19 protein-coding genes are annotated in these 16,957 nt (G+C 55.8%); 5 read left to right on the forward strand and 14 right to left on the reverse strand.

The window, feature by feature from the left end:
• Window positions 1-26: 26 nt before the first annotated feature.
• From fliQ to flgB, 4 genes are all read right to left on the reverse strand, one after another.
• Window positions 27-296: a flagellar biosynthesis protein FliQ gene (fliQ, locus tag UF64_RS15665; RefSeq protein ID WP_008890379.1), complete on the reverse strand. Its 270-nt coding sequence runs from the start codon at window positions 294-296 to the stop codon at window positions 27-29.
• A gap of 183 nt (window positions 297-479) precedes the next feature.
• Window positions 480-803 carry a flagellar hook-basal body complex protein FliE gene (gene fliE / locus UF64_RS15670; protein WP_044829524.1) on the reverse strand — a complete coding sequence of 108 codons (324 nt, stop codon included), beginning with the start codon at window positions 801-803 and terminating at the stop codon, window positions 480-482.
• Between the two features lie 45 nt (window positions 804-848).
• Window positions 849-1,256: a flagellar basal body rod protein FlgC gene (gene flgC, locus UF64_RS15675; protein WP_044829525.1), complete on the reverse strand. Its 408-nt coding sequence runs from the start codon at window positions 1,254-1,256 to the stop codon at window positions 849-851.
• A 23-nt stretch (window positions 1,257-1,279) separates the two neighbouring features.
• Window positions 1,280-1,678, reverse strand: a complete 399-nt coding sequence (gene flgB, locus UF64_RS15680) for a flagellar basal body rod protein FlgB (protein ID WP_044829526.1) — start codon at window positions 1,676-1,678, stop codon at window positions 1,280-1,282.
• A 282-nt stretch (window positions 1,679-1,960) separates the two neighbouring features.
• Here flgB and csrA point away from each other — a divergent pair, with 282 nt between their 5' ends.
• The 5 genes from csrA (at window position 1,961) to fliP (ending at window position 4,576) form a co-directional block, all read left to right on the forward strand.
• Window positions 1,961-2,227, forward strand: coding sequence for a carbon storage regulator CsrA (csrA, locus tag UF64_RS15685; RefSeq protein ID WP_044829527.1), 267 nt, complete (start codon window positions 1,961-1,963; stop codon window positions 2,225-2,227).
• Between the two features lie 229 nt (window positions 2,228-2,456).
• Window positions 2,457-2,873: an EscU/YscU/HrcU family type III secretion system export apparatus switch protein gene (locus UF64_RS15690; protein ID WP_044829528.1), complete on the forward strand. Its 417-nt coding sequence runs from the start codon at window positions 2,457-2,459 to the stop codon at window positions 2,871-2,873.
• On the forward strand, window positions 2,870-3,205 hold the full coding sequence (locus UF64_RS15695) for a hypothetical protein (RefSeq protein ID WP_044829529.1): 336 nt from the start codon (window positions 2,870-2,872) through the stop codon (window positions 3,203-3,205). The genes UF64_RS15690 and UF64_RS15695 overlap by 4 nt, the downstream gene beginning before the upstream one ends.
• Window positions 3,206-3,374: 169 nt before the next feature.
• Entirely contained in the window at window positions 3,375-3,761 is a 387-nt protein-coding gene (locus UF64_RS15700; protein ID WP_044829530.1) for a flagellar biosynthetic protein FliO, read from the forward strand.
• A complete protein-coding gene (gene fliP, locus UF64_RS15705) occupies window positions 3,758-4,576 on the forward strand; it encodes a flagellar type III secretion system pore protein FliP (protein ID WP_200892687.1) in 819 nt (272 codons plus the stop codon). Before UF64_RS15700 ends, fliP begins: the two co-directional genes overlap by 4 nt.
• Before the next feature lie 318 nt (window positions 4,577-4,894).
• On the opposite strand, the gene UF64_RS15710 is transcribed toward fliP, so the two are convergent.
• The 10 genes from UF64_RS15710 to fliM form a co-directional block, all read right to left on the reverse strand.
• Window positions 4,895-6,163 carry an FAD-binding oxidoreductase gene (locus UF64_RS15710; RefSeq protein WP_044829531.1) on the reverse strand — a complete coding sequence of 423 codons (1,269 nt, stop codon included), beginning with the start codon at window positions 6,161-6,163 and terminating at the stop codon, window positions 4,895-4,897.
• 241 nt (window positions 6,164-6,404) lie between these two features.
• A complete protein-coding gene (locus UF64_RS15715; RefSeq protein ID WP_044829532.1) occupies window positions 6,405-7,724 on the reverse strand; it encodes an SEL1-like repeat protein in 1,320 nt (439 codons plus the stop codon).
• A 99-nt stretch (window positions 7,725-7,823) separates the two neighbouring features.
• Window positions 7,824-11,318: a tetratricopeptide repeat protein gene (locus UF64_RS15720; RefSeq protein WP_044829533.1), complete on the reverse strand. Its 3,495-nt coding sequence runs from the start codon at window positions 11,316-11,318 to the stop codon at window positions 7,824-7,826.
• A 2-nt stretch (window positions 11,319-11,320) separates the two neighbouring features.
• Window positions 11,321-12,046 (reverse strand): flagellar motor protein MotB, encoded by a 726-nt coding sequence (locus tag UF64_RS15725; RefSeq protein WP_044829534.1) that lies wholly within the window; start codon window positions 12,044-12,046, stop codon window positions 11,321-11,323.
• Entirely contained in the window at window positions 12,043-12,849 is an 807-nt protein-coding gene (locus UF64_RS15730) for a hypothetical protein (protein ID WP_235285099.1), read from the reverse strand. The genes UF64_RS15725 and UF64_RS15730 overlap by 4 nt, the downstream gene beginning before the upstream one ends.
• Before the next feature lie 68 nt (window positions 12,850-12,917).
• Window positions 12,918-13,523 (reverse strand): protein phosphatase CheZ, encoded by a 606-nt coding sequence (locus UF64_RS15735; protein ID WP_235285100.1) that lies wholly within the window; start codon window positions 13,521-13,523, stop codon window positions 12,918-12,920.
• Between the two features lie 71 nt (window positions 13,524-13,594).
• Window positions 13,595-13,981: a response regulator gene (locus UF64_RS15740; RefSeq protein WP_008890394.1), complete on the reverse strand. Its 387-nt coding sequence runs from the start codon at window positions 13,979-13,981 to the stop codon at window positions 13,595-13,597.
• A 220-nt stretch (window positions 13,982-14,201) separates the two neighbouring features.
• Complete coding sequence (locus tag UF64_RS15745; protein ID WP_044829536.1) at window positions 14,202-14,930, reverse strand: MotE family protein; 729 nt, start codon at window positions 14,928-14,930, stop codon at window positions 14,202-14,204.
• 152 nt (window positions 14,931-15,082) lie between these two features.
• Complete coding sequence (locus tag UF64_RS15750) at window positions 15,083-15,781, reverse strand: DUF6468 domain-containing protein (protein ID WP_044829537.1); 699 nt, start codon at window positions 15,779-15,781, stop codon at window positions 15,083-15,085.
• Window positions 15,781-16,932, reverse strand: a complete 1,152-nt coding sequence (gene fliM, locus UF64_RS15755) for a flagellar motor switch protein FliM (protein ID WP_044829538.1) — start codon at window positions 16,930-16,932, stop codon at window positions 15,781-15,783. Before fliM ends, UF64_RS15750 begins: the two co-directional genes overlap by 1 nt.
• Between the last annotated feature and the right edge of the window lie 25 nt (window positions 16,933-16,957).

Here is a 16,957-nt window from a genome sequence, read left to right on the forward strand (position 1 = left end):
CACGCTGGCGTGCGCCGGGGTTAACGCTAATTGGGCAACCCGATAAAGTGGTCGACCATCCGGCCCATGAATTCGATCAGCTCTGTCATCATCCAGGGCAGCAAAACCAGAAGGGCGATGAAGATCACCAGAATTTTGGGCACGAAGGTCAGGGTCATTTCCTGAATCTGCGTCAGGGCCTGAAACAGGGCGACGATCAAACCAACCCCGAGCGCGATCAGCATCAGCGGCGTGGTGACTTTCAGCAGTGTCCACACCGCGTCATAGGCCACGTCCATGATTTCAGCTTGATCCATCGGGTCTTCCTGTTTCGCCATCTTGTCATGCGGGCCGCACCGGGCCTTTATCCTTCATACAGGATTTATCACGGGGTTTGCCATGATTTCCTGACTTATCAAACGCTTCCTTGTGCATTTCCCGGAAACACAAAAACCGCACGACGGATCGCGCGGTTTTCAAAAAACGTCTGCAAATATCGATCAGACCGGCATGTTGAGAATGCTCTGATAAGCTTCCACAGCCTTGTCACGGACTGAGACCACGGTACGCAGGGTTACTTCGGCGGCAGAAACCGCCGTTACAACTTCATGCAGTTCGGCATCGCCGGTAATGGCTTTCTGGGTCATTTCTTCGCTAAAAGTCATGGTGTCGCGGGCATCATGTGCCGCCCCCTTGACCATGTCGGCAAAACTTTCCCCCGGGTTCACGGACTGACCCGTACCGGCTACGGTTTCCGTAACGGTGTTGGTCTTGCCTGCGGCCGCATTGCGGTAGGCAGAAATGGCATCGTTGAATCCGACCATGGGTCTCAATCCTTAAACGTGTTCTTGCCCGGGTATATCGTCTGCTTACTGCAGGATATCAAGGGTCTTGAGCAACATGCTGCGCGAAGACTGGATCACATTGAGGTTGGCCTCATAGGAACGCTGTGCTTCGCGCATATCCATCATCTCAACCAGCGTCTCAACGTTCGGGGTCTGAACATAGCCCTGATCGTTTGCCGCCGGATGGCTTGGTTCGTATTTCATACCAAAATCAGAGCGATCCGGCATCACCTTATTGACCTTGACCATCTCGACACCGACTTCGCGGTCCATGACGTTCTTGAAAGTCAGAAGCTTGCGGCGATACGGATCCTGGCCAGGTGCTGTTGGCAGGCTGTCTGCGTTGGCAACGTTTTCTGCTGCGATCCGAAGACGCGTACCCTGTGCACGCATACCAGCAGCAGAGATTTTAAAAGCCTTGTAAAGTTCCATGGTTCTTACTCTCTACCTACCGGTTAGCGACCAAGGGCCGAAATGAACATTGTTTTCTGTTTGGCATACAAACGGGTCATGGTCTGATAATCGACCTGGTTTTCGTTCATCTTGACCATCTGTTCTTCAAGGATGACGGCGTTCTTGCCCGGCGCGACTTCATAGTTTTTGCGCACTTCCTCGTCCTTGAAGTTCTGCGGTTTGTTAAGACCCTGACTATGGCCCGGCGTGGTCGCCTGCATCGCAAGGATGAACTGGCGGTCGCGGCCGATATTCTTCGGGTCAAATTCCTTGAGATCGTTGGCGCGGTAGTTTGGCGTATCGGAGTTGGCAATATTCTGCGCGATGACTTCCTGACGCTGTGTCAGCCAGTCCATCTTTTCCTTGAGGTTGGCGAACATGCCAAGTTTGCCGATATCCATTTCCTGCTCCTTGTCTGCGCATTGACGAGTATTAGGTGCGCGGGTAAAGCCGAAGTTAACGTTGCGCCCTGATCGGGGCTGGAATTTCCGAAGGGCCGTTTTTGCCGCCCCGCTTATTCCTGCCAACACAAATGCACGTAGCGTGCCAAACATAAAAACAACGTTGAAAACGCCCGTAATTCGTTCTAATCATTGCGGGCACTAGACCCCGCCTATGAAACCGGGCATATTGGGCGCCTCTGATGAATAATTGTCATCAATCTATAAAAACCGGGAACTTGCATGCTCTATCTCACACGAAAAGTCGGCGACTCCGTTGTCATTGATGACAATATTGAAGTCACTGTCGTTGAGGTGCGCGGCAAGACTGTGAAGCTTGGCTTTACCTTCCCCGAGGATGTACAGGTCCTGCGCCGCGAACTTTATGATCGCATTCAGGAAGAAAACCGTTCGGCAGCCGTCAGCGAAGACCTTATTCGCCATCTCGGCACCGTCGGATCATCCGATAAGGTCGCGCCCGAGAAAAAGAGCGATTCCAACGAAGACTAGGCATTCCGACCAGCTTCGCCCCTGCATCCTTTCGACGGCCCCCTATCTTTTCCAAACCATCCCTGCCGCATATCCGTGATGTCCGCGGGGTTTTTGCCGATCTCAACGCATTGATGAAATGGCGTTATGGGCGACAACGATTTGTTGACCATCTTGGGTCTATGGTCGACGCTATTGAGGTCAGACACCTTGGACAGACAAGGCAAGCTGTCCTGAACAGAAGGACCGAATGGACGGGAAAAAGCCCACCTATGACATTACCGACAGCCCGGCAAGCAAGACGGAAAATCTTGCCGCACCGGGCGCGCATGACCAAAAGGCCGTCGCGCTTCGGTATCGGCATGGGCGGGATAACGCCCCGACACTAAGTGCGAAGGGCGAAGGCAGCGTCGCGGAACAGATATTGCAAGTCGCCTTTGCCAACGGCATCAAGGTCCGAAAAGACAGTGATCTCGCCGAGATTTTGATGGCAGTAGATGTTGAAAGCGAGATCCCGCTGGAAGCCTTTGCCGCCGTCGCCGAGATTTTGAACTATATATACCGGATCAATCGCATTTATGGCGGTCCGTCGCGCAGCCAGTCCGATCCCGAAGATCAGATCATGGCCACACCAAAAGATGACGTAAACGGGGAAGGCCTATCATGAGCCCAGAACAGTACAAGCCCGATCAGTTCAAGAACGACCTGAAACGCGTCCTGTCCTTGATCCGTACCGGACAGCGATATCTGGAAGACGGCAAGGTGGTCGAACTGTCCGCCCTTGAAAGCCGTATTTCAGCTCTGTGCGAACAGGCCCGCACCCTTGCCCCGGAACAGCGCAAGGCAGTCGCCCCCCTGCTCGCATCCCTCATTGAGGAGCTCGGCCAGTTTGAAAGCCAGATGCAGCAGGAATATAGCGATATCCAGCGTCAGCTTCGCGGCATCAGCAACACCGCACAGGCAACAAATGCCTATGCCCAGGCAGCACGCACCAAGTAGGAAATTCATCCAAGACGCTGAATTGAAACGGCCCATGGGGACGGGCCATCGGGATGCTACCTTGCCTGACCTTCCCGGGCACGGTAAACAGAAACACCAAGACAGGTGATCATTGCGGTGCTCAACCTGCCACCAAGCGACACGGGTTGTAGACGGGGAAAACTGCCTGATGGAACTAAGCGCCTATTTCCGGTTTGTTGCCGCCCTGCTTTTTGTGCTGGGGATCATTGGCGTCTTTGCCCTTCTGGCACGGCGGTTTGTGCCCGGTGCACGCAATATCAACCGGCGCGGCACCAAAAGACGCCTGTCCGTCGTTGAAGTCGTCCCGGTCGATACCAAGCGCCGTCTGGTTTTGCTCAAGCGTGACGATACCGAACATCTTGTGATGCTGGGCCCGAATGGTGACACCGTAGTCGAACGCAATATCGGCACCCATTTCAGCGAAATCCTTGGTGATCAGAACCGATCAGACGAAACCCTGCCGCCTGAGAGCACCGAAATTGCCATCGACGCCACCAAAGACGTCGCCCCGACTGACAGGAATGCGCCTGCATGAACCATGATATCCCATCAGCCCGCACCAAGGATGTGAAACCGGCAAAGGCCGGATGGCGTGCGCCGCGCTGGCTGACACTCTGTGCGATCTGGTCGCTGATCCCGTTGATCGCGATCCTGGCGGGTGGCGACACTGTTCAGGCCCAGACATTCAACTTTGATCTTGGCGACGGGCCGGGCGTGACATCATCGGGTCGCCTTATCCAGTTGATCGGTCTGATCACGGTTCTGAGCATTGCGCCCGCCATCCTGATGATGGTGACGTCCTTTACCCGTATCATCGTGGTGCTGAGCCTGCTTCGAACCGCACTTGGCATTCAGCAATCACCGCCAAACCAAGTTCTGATCAGCCTGGCGATGTTCCTGACCCTGTTCATCATGATGCCGACATTGGAGCGCGTCTGGGACGAGGGCCTGCAGCCGATGATCAATGGCAACATTGATGAATTCGAAGGGTTCGAGCAGTCCGTCAAACCGGTGCATGACTTCATGATGACCCAAGTGCGCGAACGCGATCTTCAGCTGTTCGTCAATCTTGCAGGGATCGAGGAAATCACATCGCCTGACGACATTCCGCTGCGCTCCCTGATCCCGGCTTTCATGATCAGTGAGTTGCGCCGTGCGTTTGAAATCGGCTTCCTGCTGTTTATTCCGTTCCTGATCATCGACATGGTGGTTGCCAGTATCCTGATGTCGATGGGTATGATGATGCTGCCGCCGGTGATTATTTCCCTGCCATTCAAACTGATCTTCTTTGTCATGGTCGATGGCTGGTATCTGATCGCCGGATCACTGGTCGAGAGTTTCGGCGGTTAGAGCCTATCCCCTCTCGGTTTCTTGATTTTGCCGGAGGACTTTTTCTGTCCAGTTAGGAAAGGATCGCAGAACGTAGCGGTGCTACATTCAAGATCGTTGACGCGGCTGGACAGAAAAAGCTCCCGGCCCTCCGGGTTCTTGTTTGGCGACGTTTCGCTGCGTTACACCGCTTGTACGATGCGCCGCATCGTCCGGTGCGCTGTGCCTTGCCAAACGCTACGCCAAACAAAAACAAAATCTGAGAAACCGAGAGGGGATAGGCTCTGTGCCGGCGGGCCCAAAACGCCAAACACCACCGAACACGAAAGAAGGCTGACCTCAGCTTTCGAGATGATCGCGCAGGCGGTAGTACCAGATCGCAATCGTCGCATAAGCACGGTGCAGATCATGCGCATATAGCGGCTTGATATCGCGGAACCGCAGAGGCAACGGCGTATCAGTCGCCAGAAGGTTAGCGGCAATCGCCTTACCCAGCGAAGTCGATAGCGCCACCCCGCGCCCGTTATATCCCACCGCCATCGTCATGTTTTCAACCGGTCGATGGATATGCGGAAAATGGTCATAGGTCATGGCTAGGCGCCCTGACCAGTAAAATTCAAGGGGCACCGACTTCACCCACGGATAATAGGTGTGGAGTTCTGATATGATTTCCCTGAACCCGCTCCGATCCTTGGGATCTTCAAACGTACCGCGCCCACCCAGCATCAGTCGTCCGCCCGGACCGATACGGAAATAGTTGCCAATACGGCGGGTATCAGAGACCGGTGTTTTAGTCGGCAAGGTCGTTGCCAACTGCTCTTCGCTGAGCGGGGCTGTCGCCACCTGAAAACTGTTTACCGGGATCAGGCTTTTGCGAAGCTTCGGGAACAAATCCCCGGAATAGGCATTTGTCGCCACCACCAGATGATCGCTTTTGATCGTGGCGACGCCAGCGCCGATCTCGGCATGCCATTTCCCGGAAATGTTTTTAACCCGCTTTACCGGTGCCGGGGCAAAGACCTGACAGCCCGCCGACTGTGCGGCACGGGTTAGCCCGCGGATATATTTCAACGGGTGCAACTGCCCCGCCCGGTTATCAAGCCAACCACCAACAAGGCGTTCACTGCCAGTCATTGCCTGAACTTCTGCCGTATCAAGCATTTTGACATCCGCCCCGCGCGATTGCCATTCGCGCATGCGGGTTTCAAGCCAGCCCAGATGATCACGTTTGACCGATCCCTGTATCCAGCCACTTGGCGTGGGATCACAGTCAATGTCGTGTTCCTTGATCAGGTTAAAGGTCGTCTCGGCGGTTTTGCCAGCGAACTCGGTCGAGTATTCACCATAAAGCTTATCGATCTTGTCGGGGTCGTGCTTAAGCCCCGGAATGACTTGCCCGCCATTCCTGCCCGATGCCCCAAACCCGGGACGTACTGCATCAACCAGAATGACCGATGCGCCGCCCTTGGCCAGTTGAAGCGCACAGGACATGCCGGTAAACCCGCCACCGATAATCATCACATCGCAAACATGGTCGCCTTCTGGCTGCGCTGTTTCAGGGGCGTCACTGGCTGTCGCTTCCCACAGCGATGTCAGATCATCTTTCATGTAGACCTCGGTGGCATGGCCTTATGGCCGGTGGCAGGAGATGCGCGGCACTAACAGTCTGATTTTAAAACCTTAACTCAAATTCCAGCTACATCAATACATTCCTGTAAACTGATAAGCAGGACACATGGAAATCAGTGACGCCCAAACCCGGCACAGCAAATAAAAAAGCCGCCTGCTGTGCAGAACGGCTTTTTGGTCTTCCCTAGACTTGGGCATTGGCGCCCAACGGTATCCGGTCCTAGCCCTTTTGGCGGCCGGATTTGAAAACATCCTGTTCAAGCGGCTTAAGGCCAAAGCTGCCCCGACGCGGCGCCGGATTTTCGGCCACGTATTTTTCGGCCACCTGACGTTCCCGCTCGCTCATACGGGCATGAATAGCGCCCATTTCGCGCTGTGCCTGACTGCCTTCGGTCGGTGCCGACATTTTCAGCCAGTAATAAGCCAGAACATTGTCCTGTTCGACGCCGCTGCCGATCGCGTAAAGACGCCCAAGGGCGGCCTGACCGTTCGCCGATCCCTTGCCAGCTGCACGCTCGTACCAGGTTGCGGCACGTACCATATCAACTGGCACGCCCAAGCCATGTTCATACATCACCCCGATCAGGTGATAGCCCCCCGGATGGCCAAGTTCGGCCAGGTCCATGGCAAGATCAAGCGCATTGGCGTAATCAGGTTCGCGATGCGGTACACCGAAAATCTGAATCTGGGTCATCTGGTATTTCGCAGACGCATCTCCCTGATCGACCGCATGGCTCAGCATTTTCCAGCCACGGTTAAACAGCTTCAGATCCGATGAATGGCAGAAATACATCGCAAGGTTTGCCTGCGCATAGGCATCGCCTTCGCTTGCGGCAAGTTCAAACCAGCTGATGCTTTCGGCAATATTGCGTTCTGCGCCAAGACCAACACCAAGGGCGTAGCCAAGGGCCGATGCAGCCTCGACACTGCCCGCACGGGCGGCGCGCATGTTGAATTCGAACGACTTCGACGGATCGCGACGAACCCCGCGCCCTTCGAGATAAAGATACGCCAGAACACTGGCCGCTGACGGGTCATTCAGCTCGCTCGCACGTTCGAAATAGCCAACGGCCTTTTCGTCGTCCTGCGGCACACCCCAGCCGTTCAGATAGCAAACACCAAGATTGTAAAGGGCTGCGACCGAGCCGAACTCGATGGCCTCTTCAAACCAGTGGGCGGCAGTTTCGGCATTTTCCTGAACACCAAGCCCCTTGGCATAGAGATATCCAAGGTTGTTGGCCGATACCGGGCCGCCAGCGGTGGCTTCTTCGTTAAACCAGTAGGCCGCTTCGCGATACCATTGCTGGCCTTCGCCAAGATCCTCGGCAACGCCGAGTCCCTTGCTGCGCATATAGCCGTAGCAAACAGCGGCAAACGCACGGCTTTGGCGGTGAATCTGGTCAAGGATACGGCGGGTCGCGGACTCATCACGCGGCATCCCGTCGCCCTGATAATGCTTCTGGGCAAGCGAAAGCTGGGCGAAAATGTCCTTTTCGACATTCGCCTCATCGTAATAGACCATTTTAAGTGCACGATCCATCACAGCACTACACTCATCACCGTTCCAAAAAAGACAACAGAATCATGGCACTGCCACCCATCACGGGCGAAATGCGTGCCACGATATATTTATCGAACGTTAATTTATAGCACTAAGCTGCGACTTTTCCAACTGGTCTCGATAGGTTGCAAGGAATCCCTTGAACTCCTCGACCTCATCGACCCGGTCGGCAAGGGTCCGATAGTCAATCAAGCCATGTGTCGGCGATGATGTAATCAGGCTGAATGCCTCGGCATAGGGGCTTTGCGCCATGACTTCGCCATAGCGGCGTTTAAGCATGTTAAGCGTGCGTTCCTGCCCGGCCATCGCAAGGTTGACCGCCCAGTTCAGCATAAAGCGCCCACGATCATCCGAGATTCCAGCCGGATCAAATGGCTCCTCGCCGACCAGACGCTGGAACGTTTCGGCCGCAGACATGTAATCCTGTGTCGCGCGGTAATGATCAATGCGCAGCAATTCGGCATTGCGCGAATAGTCGCCTTCAAGGGTTGCGACTGCCTCGGCCCCGCGATCGGTATCAAGAAGGGCGCGGGCACGAAGATGACGGCGCTGGGTCGCCAACTCATCGGAAATCCCGTCAGCTTCCGTTTCATCAATAGTTCGAATGGTTTCTTCGGGCTTGCTATCAAGAAGATAAACCAGCGCCAGGCGCGCCCCGACACGGGCCTCTTCAACGCCGCTCAGACGGAAGTTGACCTGGTGTTCAAGCAGTTCTTCGGCGCGCTCGAACAATTCGACATCGACCATCCGGTCTGCCAGACGACGGATAAGCTCATCGCCCTTCTCACCAGCCGGGGTCAGTTCGCGGAACTCGTCATAAAGTGCGACCGCCTTGATCGCCGAGATATTGTTGATCTCGTCCCCGAGATAGAGGTTCTCAAACGTCTTGTGCATCATGTCGGTTGCTTCGGTCGCCACCGGCATGTTCGGGAAGAAGATCGCGACCTGCCGCAGAGTATTGAGCCCGTCGCGGAAATCCTTGTTTTCGATCTGCAGTTCACCGATGCGCTTAAGCAACGCCATCTCGAACGCATCGCCGCGCCAGGCAAAGCGCAGTTTCTGAAGCTGTTCGATGGCATCTTCGACCGTCAGGCGTTCAAGGCGCATCAGAAGTTCGGTACGATCAAAGATCGCGTGCGCGCGTGCCTTGCGGTTTTCACCCTCTGCCACCTGATCCCAGGTCGATACGGCCTGTTCAAGTTCGCCCGCCTCTTCTTCAAAGATACCCTTGAGATACTGGATATCCATGATCTTGCTTTCGGAAAGACCCGGGGTGACCAGCATCTTTTCGATCATGTCCATGCCCGCTTCAGGGTTGCCGACGATCAATGCCTGCTCGGTCGCGATCGGCACGATGCGCGACAGCAATTCCGGCGGGTAATAATCAAGGATATGAACACTTTCGAGAAGATCACGTGCACCTTCATTCGGCCGTCCGCGCGCAGCCAAAGTCACCGCGCGCCACAACTGCATTTCGGGAATTTCGCGCAAGCGATCATCCTCCAGCAAGCGCTCGGCTTCTTCGTAATCGCGATCAAGGAATTTGACCGCGGCCTTAAGTGCACGGAACTGTAGGCGCTGCGCAATCAGCGGATCGTCATGTTCCATCGCCGAAATCACCGCATCGGCTTCCGGCCCCAAACCGTTGGCGAGATAATACTGCGCGAGATCTAGACGGGCATTGTTGCGGTGTTCATCGCCACTTTCGGCGATCTTGCCGCGCAGGCCCCTGATAACCTTGTTGTAGTTATCAAGCCCACCGCGGCGCCAGTCATCAAGTTCGAAAATAAGCCCCTCGCGCCCGTCCCCGGTCCGCGACCGCACCCCGGTTGCAGATGCCAGCAACCGTGCGCCTTCGGGTGAAATGTTAAGCCCGTCTTCGGCCGTAACAATCACCGCACGACCGTCATCGCGCCCGGCGACCTGCACACTGTCATTCATCGGCGCGACGACAACACCCTGCACCGACGGCAGAACTTCAAATTCCGGATAACGCAGCGCAACCTCGATGCCATAGCCGTTCTGGGTGGTTGTGGTCACGCGCAGCGTATCGCCTACTTCCGGGTCATCAATCGGAATAATCGGCCCGACATCATCCAACGGCACAATCAGGCGCGCGCGCGTCTGTTCATCAAGCTCGATCGACGGACCAAGCTTCTCAACCGGCTGCATAATGCCTTGTTGCATGGTCACACGCCAATCACCCGTTTCGCCAAGCGTCGTATAAAGACCAATTCCCTCCGGGATGGTCATGCGCACGATGGTGGCATAGGGGCTTTCGATCTGTTCGATCACGCCGATGATCTGGGCGGCTTCCTGACGCACGGTATCAAGATTGAGGTTGGCGCGTACATCAAAGGCCATCCACAGGAACCCGGCACGCGACCAGACTGCCGCCCCTCCCAGCTGCCCGAACGGGAAACCAAGCGAAAGCTCCGTTGCTGTCTGATCAACAGTGACAACGAGATCACCGATGCTTTCACGCTCTACCGGGGCTTGCCCGTTGGTGCGCACTGTACTTTCGGCATTCTGAGCCGCCTGTGCGAGGGCTTCGGGTGAGTTGGGATCTACTTCTGCACCCTCTGCCGCCGGGCTATCAGCATTTGCAGTCTCTGTGGCGCCATCTGCGGGCGCGTCTTCACCCGCAGCCGTTTGCGCGGGCGCTGTCGGTGCGGCAGGGGCCGGTGGTGCTGGTGCCGTTGCACCGCGATCTGGCGTCGGGGTTGACTGATTTTGCGCGGCGGTGGTTGCCGGGGCGCGCTGTACACCCATGATATCAACCACAACCTTGTTGCCTGACCGGAAATGGCGCAACTGGCGTGCCGGGGTTGTTTCAATCACCACATCAAGCGGATTGGTGCCGTCCTGACGGATCCGAACCCCTTCGGGCAAACGCCGCGAAACGTCGCCGGCATTGATCCGGGCCGGGGCATCAAAGGCGATGGTTTGTGATCCTTGCGCGCCCTCAAGCACGTAATCCGTACGGTTTGGCCAATCAAACACCAGACGATAGAAGGTCGGATGACGCCCGACGCGGACATCAAGCTCGGCAAGGTTTCCCGCGGTCTCATCGGCAACCCTTTCAACTGGGGTCGTCGGGGCTGGCGTAATCGCCGGGGTCTGTTCATCCTGGGCTGGGCGTGTCGGCGGGGTTGGGACGGCGGGCGGCTGTGCGTCGGGCTTATCAAGGATATCAAGCACGACATTGCTGCCGACATTAAACGCACGCACCTCGAAATCATCGCTCAGGACAAAGGCGACGGTGCGACCATCCGGGTCAAAAAACGCATCGGAGATGTAGCGTGAAACAGGCGCAAGGACACCGCGCAAAGAGGCGACCAACGGCTGATCGAAGCGCACAACCAACTGATCGCCGATGATTTCGGCGCTATAGTCGACCGGCTCGTTCCATTGCAGAACAATTCGTCCATAACCGTTATGTACCCCGGAGCGGATAATGACAGGGTCCGCTACCTGGGCTATTGCAGGACGCATTCCGCTGATGGGCAAAAACATTGCCGTGGTGGTCGCAATCACGACCGCCAGCAGGATGCGCACGGCAAGTTTCGCCATACTTACGTGCCTCCGATCCCGCTTCCCCCATGAGGCTCGATTACAATGTCGACCCGACGCGCCATCGCAAATCGCGCCTCCTCATCCAACAATTGAGGAAGCTGGTCGTACCTTGATGCCGCAAATCCGTAAATATTTATGTAATCTGTGTAACCGGATTGCTTTAACTCGTTGGCAACAGCCCCGGCACGGGCCAGCGAAAGTTCCCAGTTCGATGCATATTGCCCACGACCACTGAGCGGTCGCGGATCCGTATGGCCCTGCACGCCAATACGGTTACCGATATTTCGCAGCACACCACCCAGGACAAACAGGGCCTGCTGCGCCTTGGGCGTCATATCGGAACTGCCCGCAACGAACAAAATATCGCCCGGAAGCGAAATCACCAGCTTGTCGGCTTCGCGCGACATGCGCGCATCGCCCAGAACCGGGTTGTCATCAATCGCGTCGTCGATCACCGCACTCAGGTAATCAAGGTTCATCGCCGGTTTGCGATAGACGCGCGGGATATTCATGTTGGCCATTGGCTCGTCAGTATCTTCGACCGGCGACGGCTGGATCGATTGCGACAAAGCGTCAACCACCTCGTCCCAGCGGTCGATCTTGACCTTGGACATGGCAAACAGCATCACAAAGAATGTCAGCAGAAGCGAAATCAGATCTGCCAGACTGAGCATCCAGGGCGGCGGCCCCTTGTGTTCTTCCTTGCGTGGTGCGTCGTCGCTCATCCGCCACCTCCCGATGCTTGCGGTCCAAGCGGGATCGGCTGGGAAATGGACGGCTGTGCGCCCCCATTTGCCGGCGGGATCAGGAATTGCTGGGGTGCGACGGCACCCGCCTGACCGTTACCGCCACCATTGGTCGGGGTCGACGCCGGGATGGGTGATGGCGTTTCGGTTGCGCCGCGTTCAATCGGCTCTGGCGGCTCTTTCGGGCCAAAGTTCCAGAAGAAGCGGAATGTCACGATGAACGGGTCAGCCCCGGGGTCAACACCCACAAAGAAATGATCTTCGGGCGCGCCAACATCAATCAGTTCGCGAGCAAAGGATCCGGCCTGGGCGATCTGCAGATTGTTTTCGATCTGGATCGTGCCTTTGTCTTCGATCTGACTGCCCATGACCATTTCCATCTCGTAAGACGCATAGCCGTCCTCGTCGGCCAGCACTTCGGCCAGCTGACGCATGAAATCGGCCTGTCTTTCGCGGATCAGGATGGAGTTGTTATCAAACAGCTGATCGACATGCATGATAACTTCCATCAGCTTGCCCGGCTGAATGACTTCGACCCGCACGACCTTGATGGCAGTTTCGAAAAGATGTCCGAGCTTGTCCTGGGTTTCCTGGGCGGAAACCGTCGGCCCCTCGATCGAGGTCACGGTTTGCAGACTGGTTGTCGGCGGAAGAATGGCAGCAAAGGCAGAGGAAAGGCTTTCCTGCACTTCGCGGGTTTTGACCTCTTCAAAGGTCGAAATGGTATTGAGAAGAATGAAGAAGGCAAGCAGCAGAAGATAGAGCGCCAGAAACAACGCCACCGCCCCGTTCGCAGGGGGGGATGGTGGTGTCGGTCCGTCGTCCTCTATCTCCGCCATGATAACGCCACTTAGTTAAACATCGCGTCGATGTCTGCCTGCGTTACGCCTTTTCCTTCAAGCTGCGGGCCGTTCAGCAAAGCTTCTTCGCCTTCGGCTTCCTTTTTCTGCCTCGGGTTGGCAGCAGCATATTTGGCAATCTCGTCGCCAAACGCGGTCACAAGCCCTTCGACACGCTCTTCGATGGATTTCAGGGCCTTGATCACCTTGGTTGTGCGCTGGCCGGTGATATCCTGGAAGTTACAGGCTTCGTAAACGCGCATGGTTGCGCCGGTTACGATTTCGGCTTGCTCGGGCGGCAAGGTGGATGCGAATTCCTCAAGCGCGTCCATGGCGTCAAGGATTTCGTGGGTTGCCCCGGCCGTCGCATCAACAATCGCATCGAGTTCGTCGGTTGCGTTGGGAATGTATTCGGCCTTGATATCGTCCGGGCGAAGAGATGCGATTTCCGATTTCATCTTGCGGATGATGCCGGAAAGTTCATCAAGTTCGCCAAACAGGCGTTGCTGATCGTCGGACGGCTTGTCACCCATGAAGCGCGACAGCTGGTCCATCAGCTCGGACAATTGTTCAACCTTCAGGTCATCGCCATCAAGGCGGGCCCGAAGGTCGTTCAACAATTGACGAAGTTCGTCTTTGGACGATTTAGACATAGCGGTATCGCGGGACGTGTGCCCCGCGCTCCTGATCAGAAATCACCAATGACAGTCTTCATCTTGCCTTTCAACGTCTCTGCGTTGAACGGCTTCACGATGTAGTTGGAAACGCCTGCCTTTTTCGCCATGACAACGTTTTCGGTCTTGGCTTCAGCGGTGATCATAATGAAGGGCATATCCTTCAATTTTGCGTCTGCGCGAACTTCTTTCAGAAGCTGGAGACCGGTCATCGGTTCCATATTCCAGTCAGAAATCACGAGGCTGAACGGAGCCTCACGCAGTTTGCGAAGCGCCATGCTACCATCGGTCGCTTCTTCGATATTCGTAAAGTTGAGCTGCCGCAGAAGGTTACGGATGATACGCAACATGGTTTTGTAATCATCCACAATCAGGATCGGCATATTCGGATCGACGGCCATTCACAACTCCATCAGCTATCTGATCTCCCACGCCTGCCTACCATACTTCCGCATAGCGACAAGGCCCCTAATAATCGTGATGTACATATTTAAGTTTGGTTAATCAAGATGTTTAACCCACGATTAAATTCGCCACCACGTTGTCTTCTCTCAAAATTTGTCCCCCACAGGCCACTCTTTCCCATTCGAGCCGTGCGGTCAATCTTTTGCAACAGTGCCGCTATTGCAGCGGCAGCATGTTGATATCCTGTTTGTAGGCCAGTTCAGACGTCAGCGCGCGTGCACGATCCGGCGTCATTTCCGACAGAACGGCAGCCGTATTGGCCTCGCGCATACCAAGAGCGACCTGAAGCAGGATATCCATATCAAGATCGTTCCAGATGCGCGCAGCATCTTTCGGCTTCATTTTTTCATAAACGCTGATCAGCTTCTTGATGCGATCGTCTTCCTGCGCTTCCTTGGTCTCGACCAGACCTTCGATGGCCGATTTCAGGGATTTCATTTCCTCGATCTTGGCATCAATACGGGCTTCGGCAGCAGCAATCAGGCTTTCGCGTTCGTCAAGGCGCTGTTCCTTGCGATCAAGCTCGCCACGACGGACCGACAGGTTCTGCAGCAGGTCAATTTCTTCCTGGGTGAACAGGGTCGGATCACCGCCCAGCATCGGTGGCACATCGGTATCACCGGTCACGCCATCAATCGGCTCCCCTTCCATGGTAAGCCCTTCAGGGCTATCAAGGCCGGGATCTCCGTTTTCCGGGGTGGCTGCCTGTTCGGCTGCGGGATCAGGTGCAGGTGCCTGCGCCTGGGCCATCTGCACCATGCTCACACCTGATTTCTCTGCGGACTCAGTGGTCGCAGAGTCAGACGAAAACAGGTTGACCACCCGCATCGACAGCACCATCACGCCGACCAGTACGACCAACGGCAGAATACGCACACCTGACATTCACACACCCAAGCATGTCGGCACAAAGTGCCCATGCTCCTTCTCACTTGAATTCTTTCCATTCCGACAGAACGGGGTCCTGCCCTTTAGATAAAAAGAAAACTCATAATCTCAAGGTCGCAAACCCCGCAAAACGCGTTGTTTGCGACTTCTTATCGAACCGACCGCAGCGCGGCCAGCAATTCACGTTCCGCTTCCGAGCGACCGGCATCTTCATCCTGATCATAGGGATCAGACACGTCAGCCCGGCTCCCGCCATATGATCCACCAGAACGTGCTGGCTCTTCACGGTCATAACCATCATCGGCCGGGCCGTTTGATCCGCGCTCGATCTCGCCCACCATACGGGCGGCAAGTTCTTCAGCGCGGGTTTCAACCCCGACACGATCACGGTCATCAATTACATCGTTACGGTCCTTGGCACCCATCATGCGGCCCAGACCAGCATTGGCAGAACCACCGGATCTAGGCGCATCAGCAGCCCCGGATTGAACGCCCTCGCCAGCGCCACCAGAAGTCCGGCGCCCGGAATTAACGTCTCGCGCAGCCTTTTCAAGGCGGTTGGCGATGCTTTCACCGCGATCAACCATGAAGCTCAGATCTTCATTCAGCGCTTCTGCCTTTTCGATGTCTTCGCGCAGCTTTTCACCGGAATGCTCCGCCATTTCCTTGAGTGCGGTGATCGACGTTTCCGCGCGCTCGTTGGCTGCATTGAACGCCGTCAGGAAGTTCTGCATGTCTTCGCGGCTGCGCCGAAAGGCCGCAAGCTTGCGGTTCAGAATAATCGCGTACACGATCGTCGCCACCAGCAGAACGATCATCACGAGATCCAGATAGAACGCGAAGTCCATCACTTGTCTTCCTCGTTTAAGCGCGCACGATCACGAACCTGAATGGCAATCCTGTCACCCTTGCGCCCCATCAACCCCTTGAACAGGGGAACATCCCCGCATCGCACCTCGACCGGCGAGGTCGGACTGGTATTAAGAACCAGTCGGTTACCAACTTCAAGGTTGATCACATCGCCCAGCGCCATGATCTGCTCGTCAAGGACGGCCAATAGATTAACATGGGTCTGCCAAAGCTCATTTGCGAGGTGGTTTTCCCAAATGGAGTCACGACCGAACTTCTCACCCATGAACATCTGAAGCAGAAGTTCACGAACCGGCTCCAGCGTCGCATAGGGGATCAGCAGCTCAAGCCGGCCACCACGGTCTTCCATGTCGATGCGAAGTTTTGCCACGATGGCAGCGTTGGCATGACGGGCAATGGTGGCAAAACGCGGGTTGGTTTCAAGGCGCTCGAACCGGAAGGTCACCGGGCTCAGCGGGTCAAAGGCCGCCGACAAATCACCCAGAACCACATGGATCATACGTTCGACAAGGTTACGTTCAATCGTGGTGTAGGGACGTCCTTCAATACGCATCGCCGCCGTACCGCGACGACCGCCCAAAAGAACGTCCACGATCGAATAGATCAGTGCCGAGTCAACCGTCAGCAGCCCATAGTTATCCCATTCCTCGGCCTTGAACACGCCAAGCATGGCCGGCAGCGGGATCGAGTTCAGATAATCACCGAAACGCAAAGACAGAATGTTATCGAGCGAGACTTCAACGTTGTCCGAGGTAAAGTTACGAAGCGAAGTCGACATCATACGCACAAGGCGGTCAAACACGACTTCAAGCATCGGAAGTCGTTCATAGGCCACCATCGACGAGTTGATGATTGCCTGAATGCCTGACTGGTCGCCGGCACCCGAGCCGTCATCAAAGCCAAGAAGACTGTCAATTTCGTCCTGGTTCAGAACGCGCGCAGATGTGCCACCGCCCATGGCTTCGGCCATATCATCGCCGCCGTCACCATCGTCGCCGTCATCATCGCCGAGCATGGATTCCCATTCGGCGGCCATGTCCTCGCCGCCGTCGTCTCCACCCTCGTCATCGCCGCCTGCCATGGCTTCCCATTCAGCGGCGAGAGCATCATCATCTTCTTCATCAGCCATCAGCGATTGCTTCCTGAATTTGGCA

Origin of the sequence: Thalassospira sp. HJ, assembly GCF_000948415.1 — a bacterium.
GTDB lineage: Bacteria > Pseudomonadota > Alphaproteobacteria > Rhodospirillales > Thalassospiraceae > Thalassospira.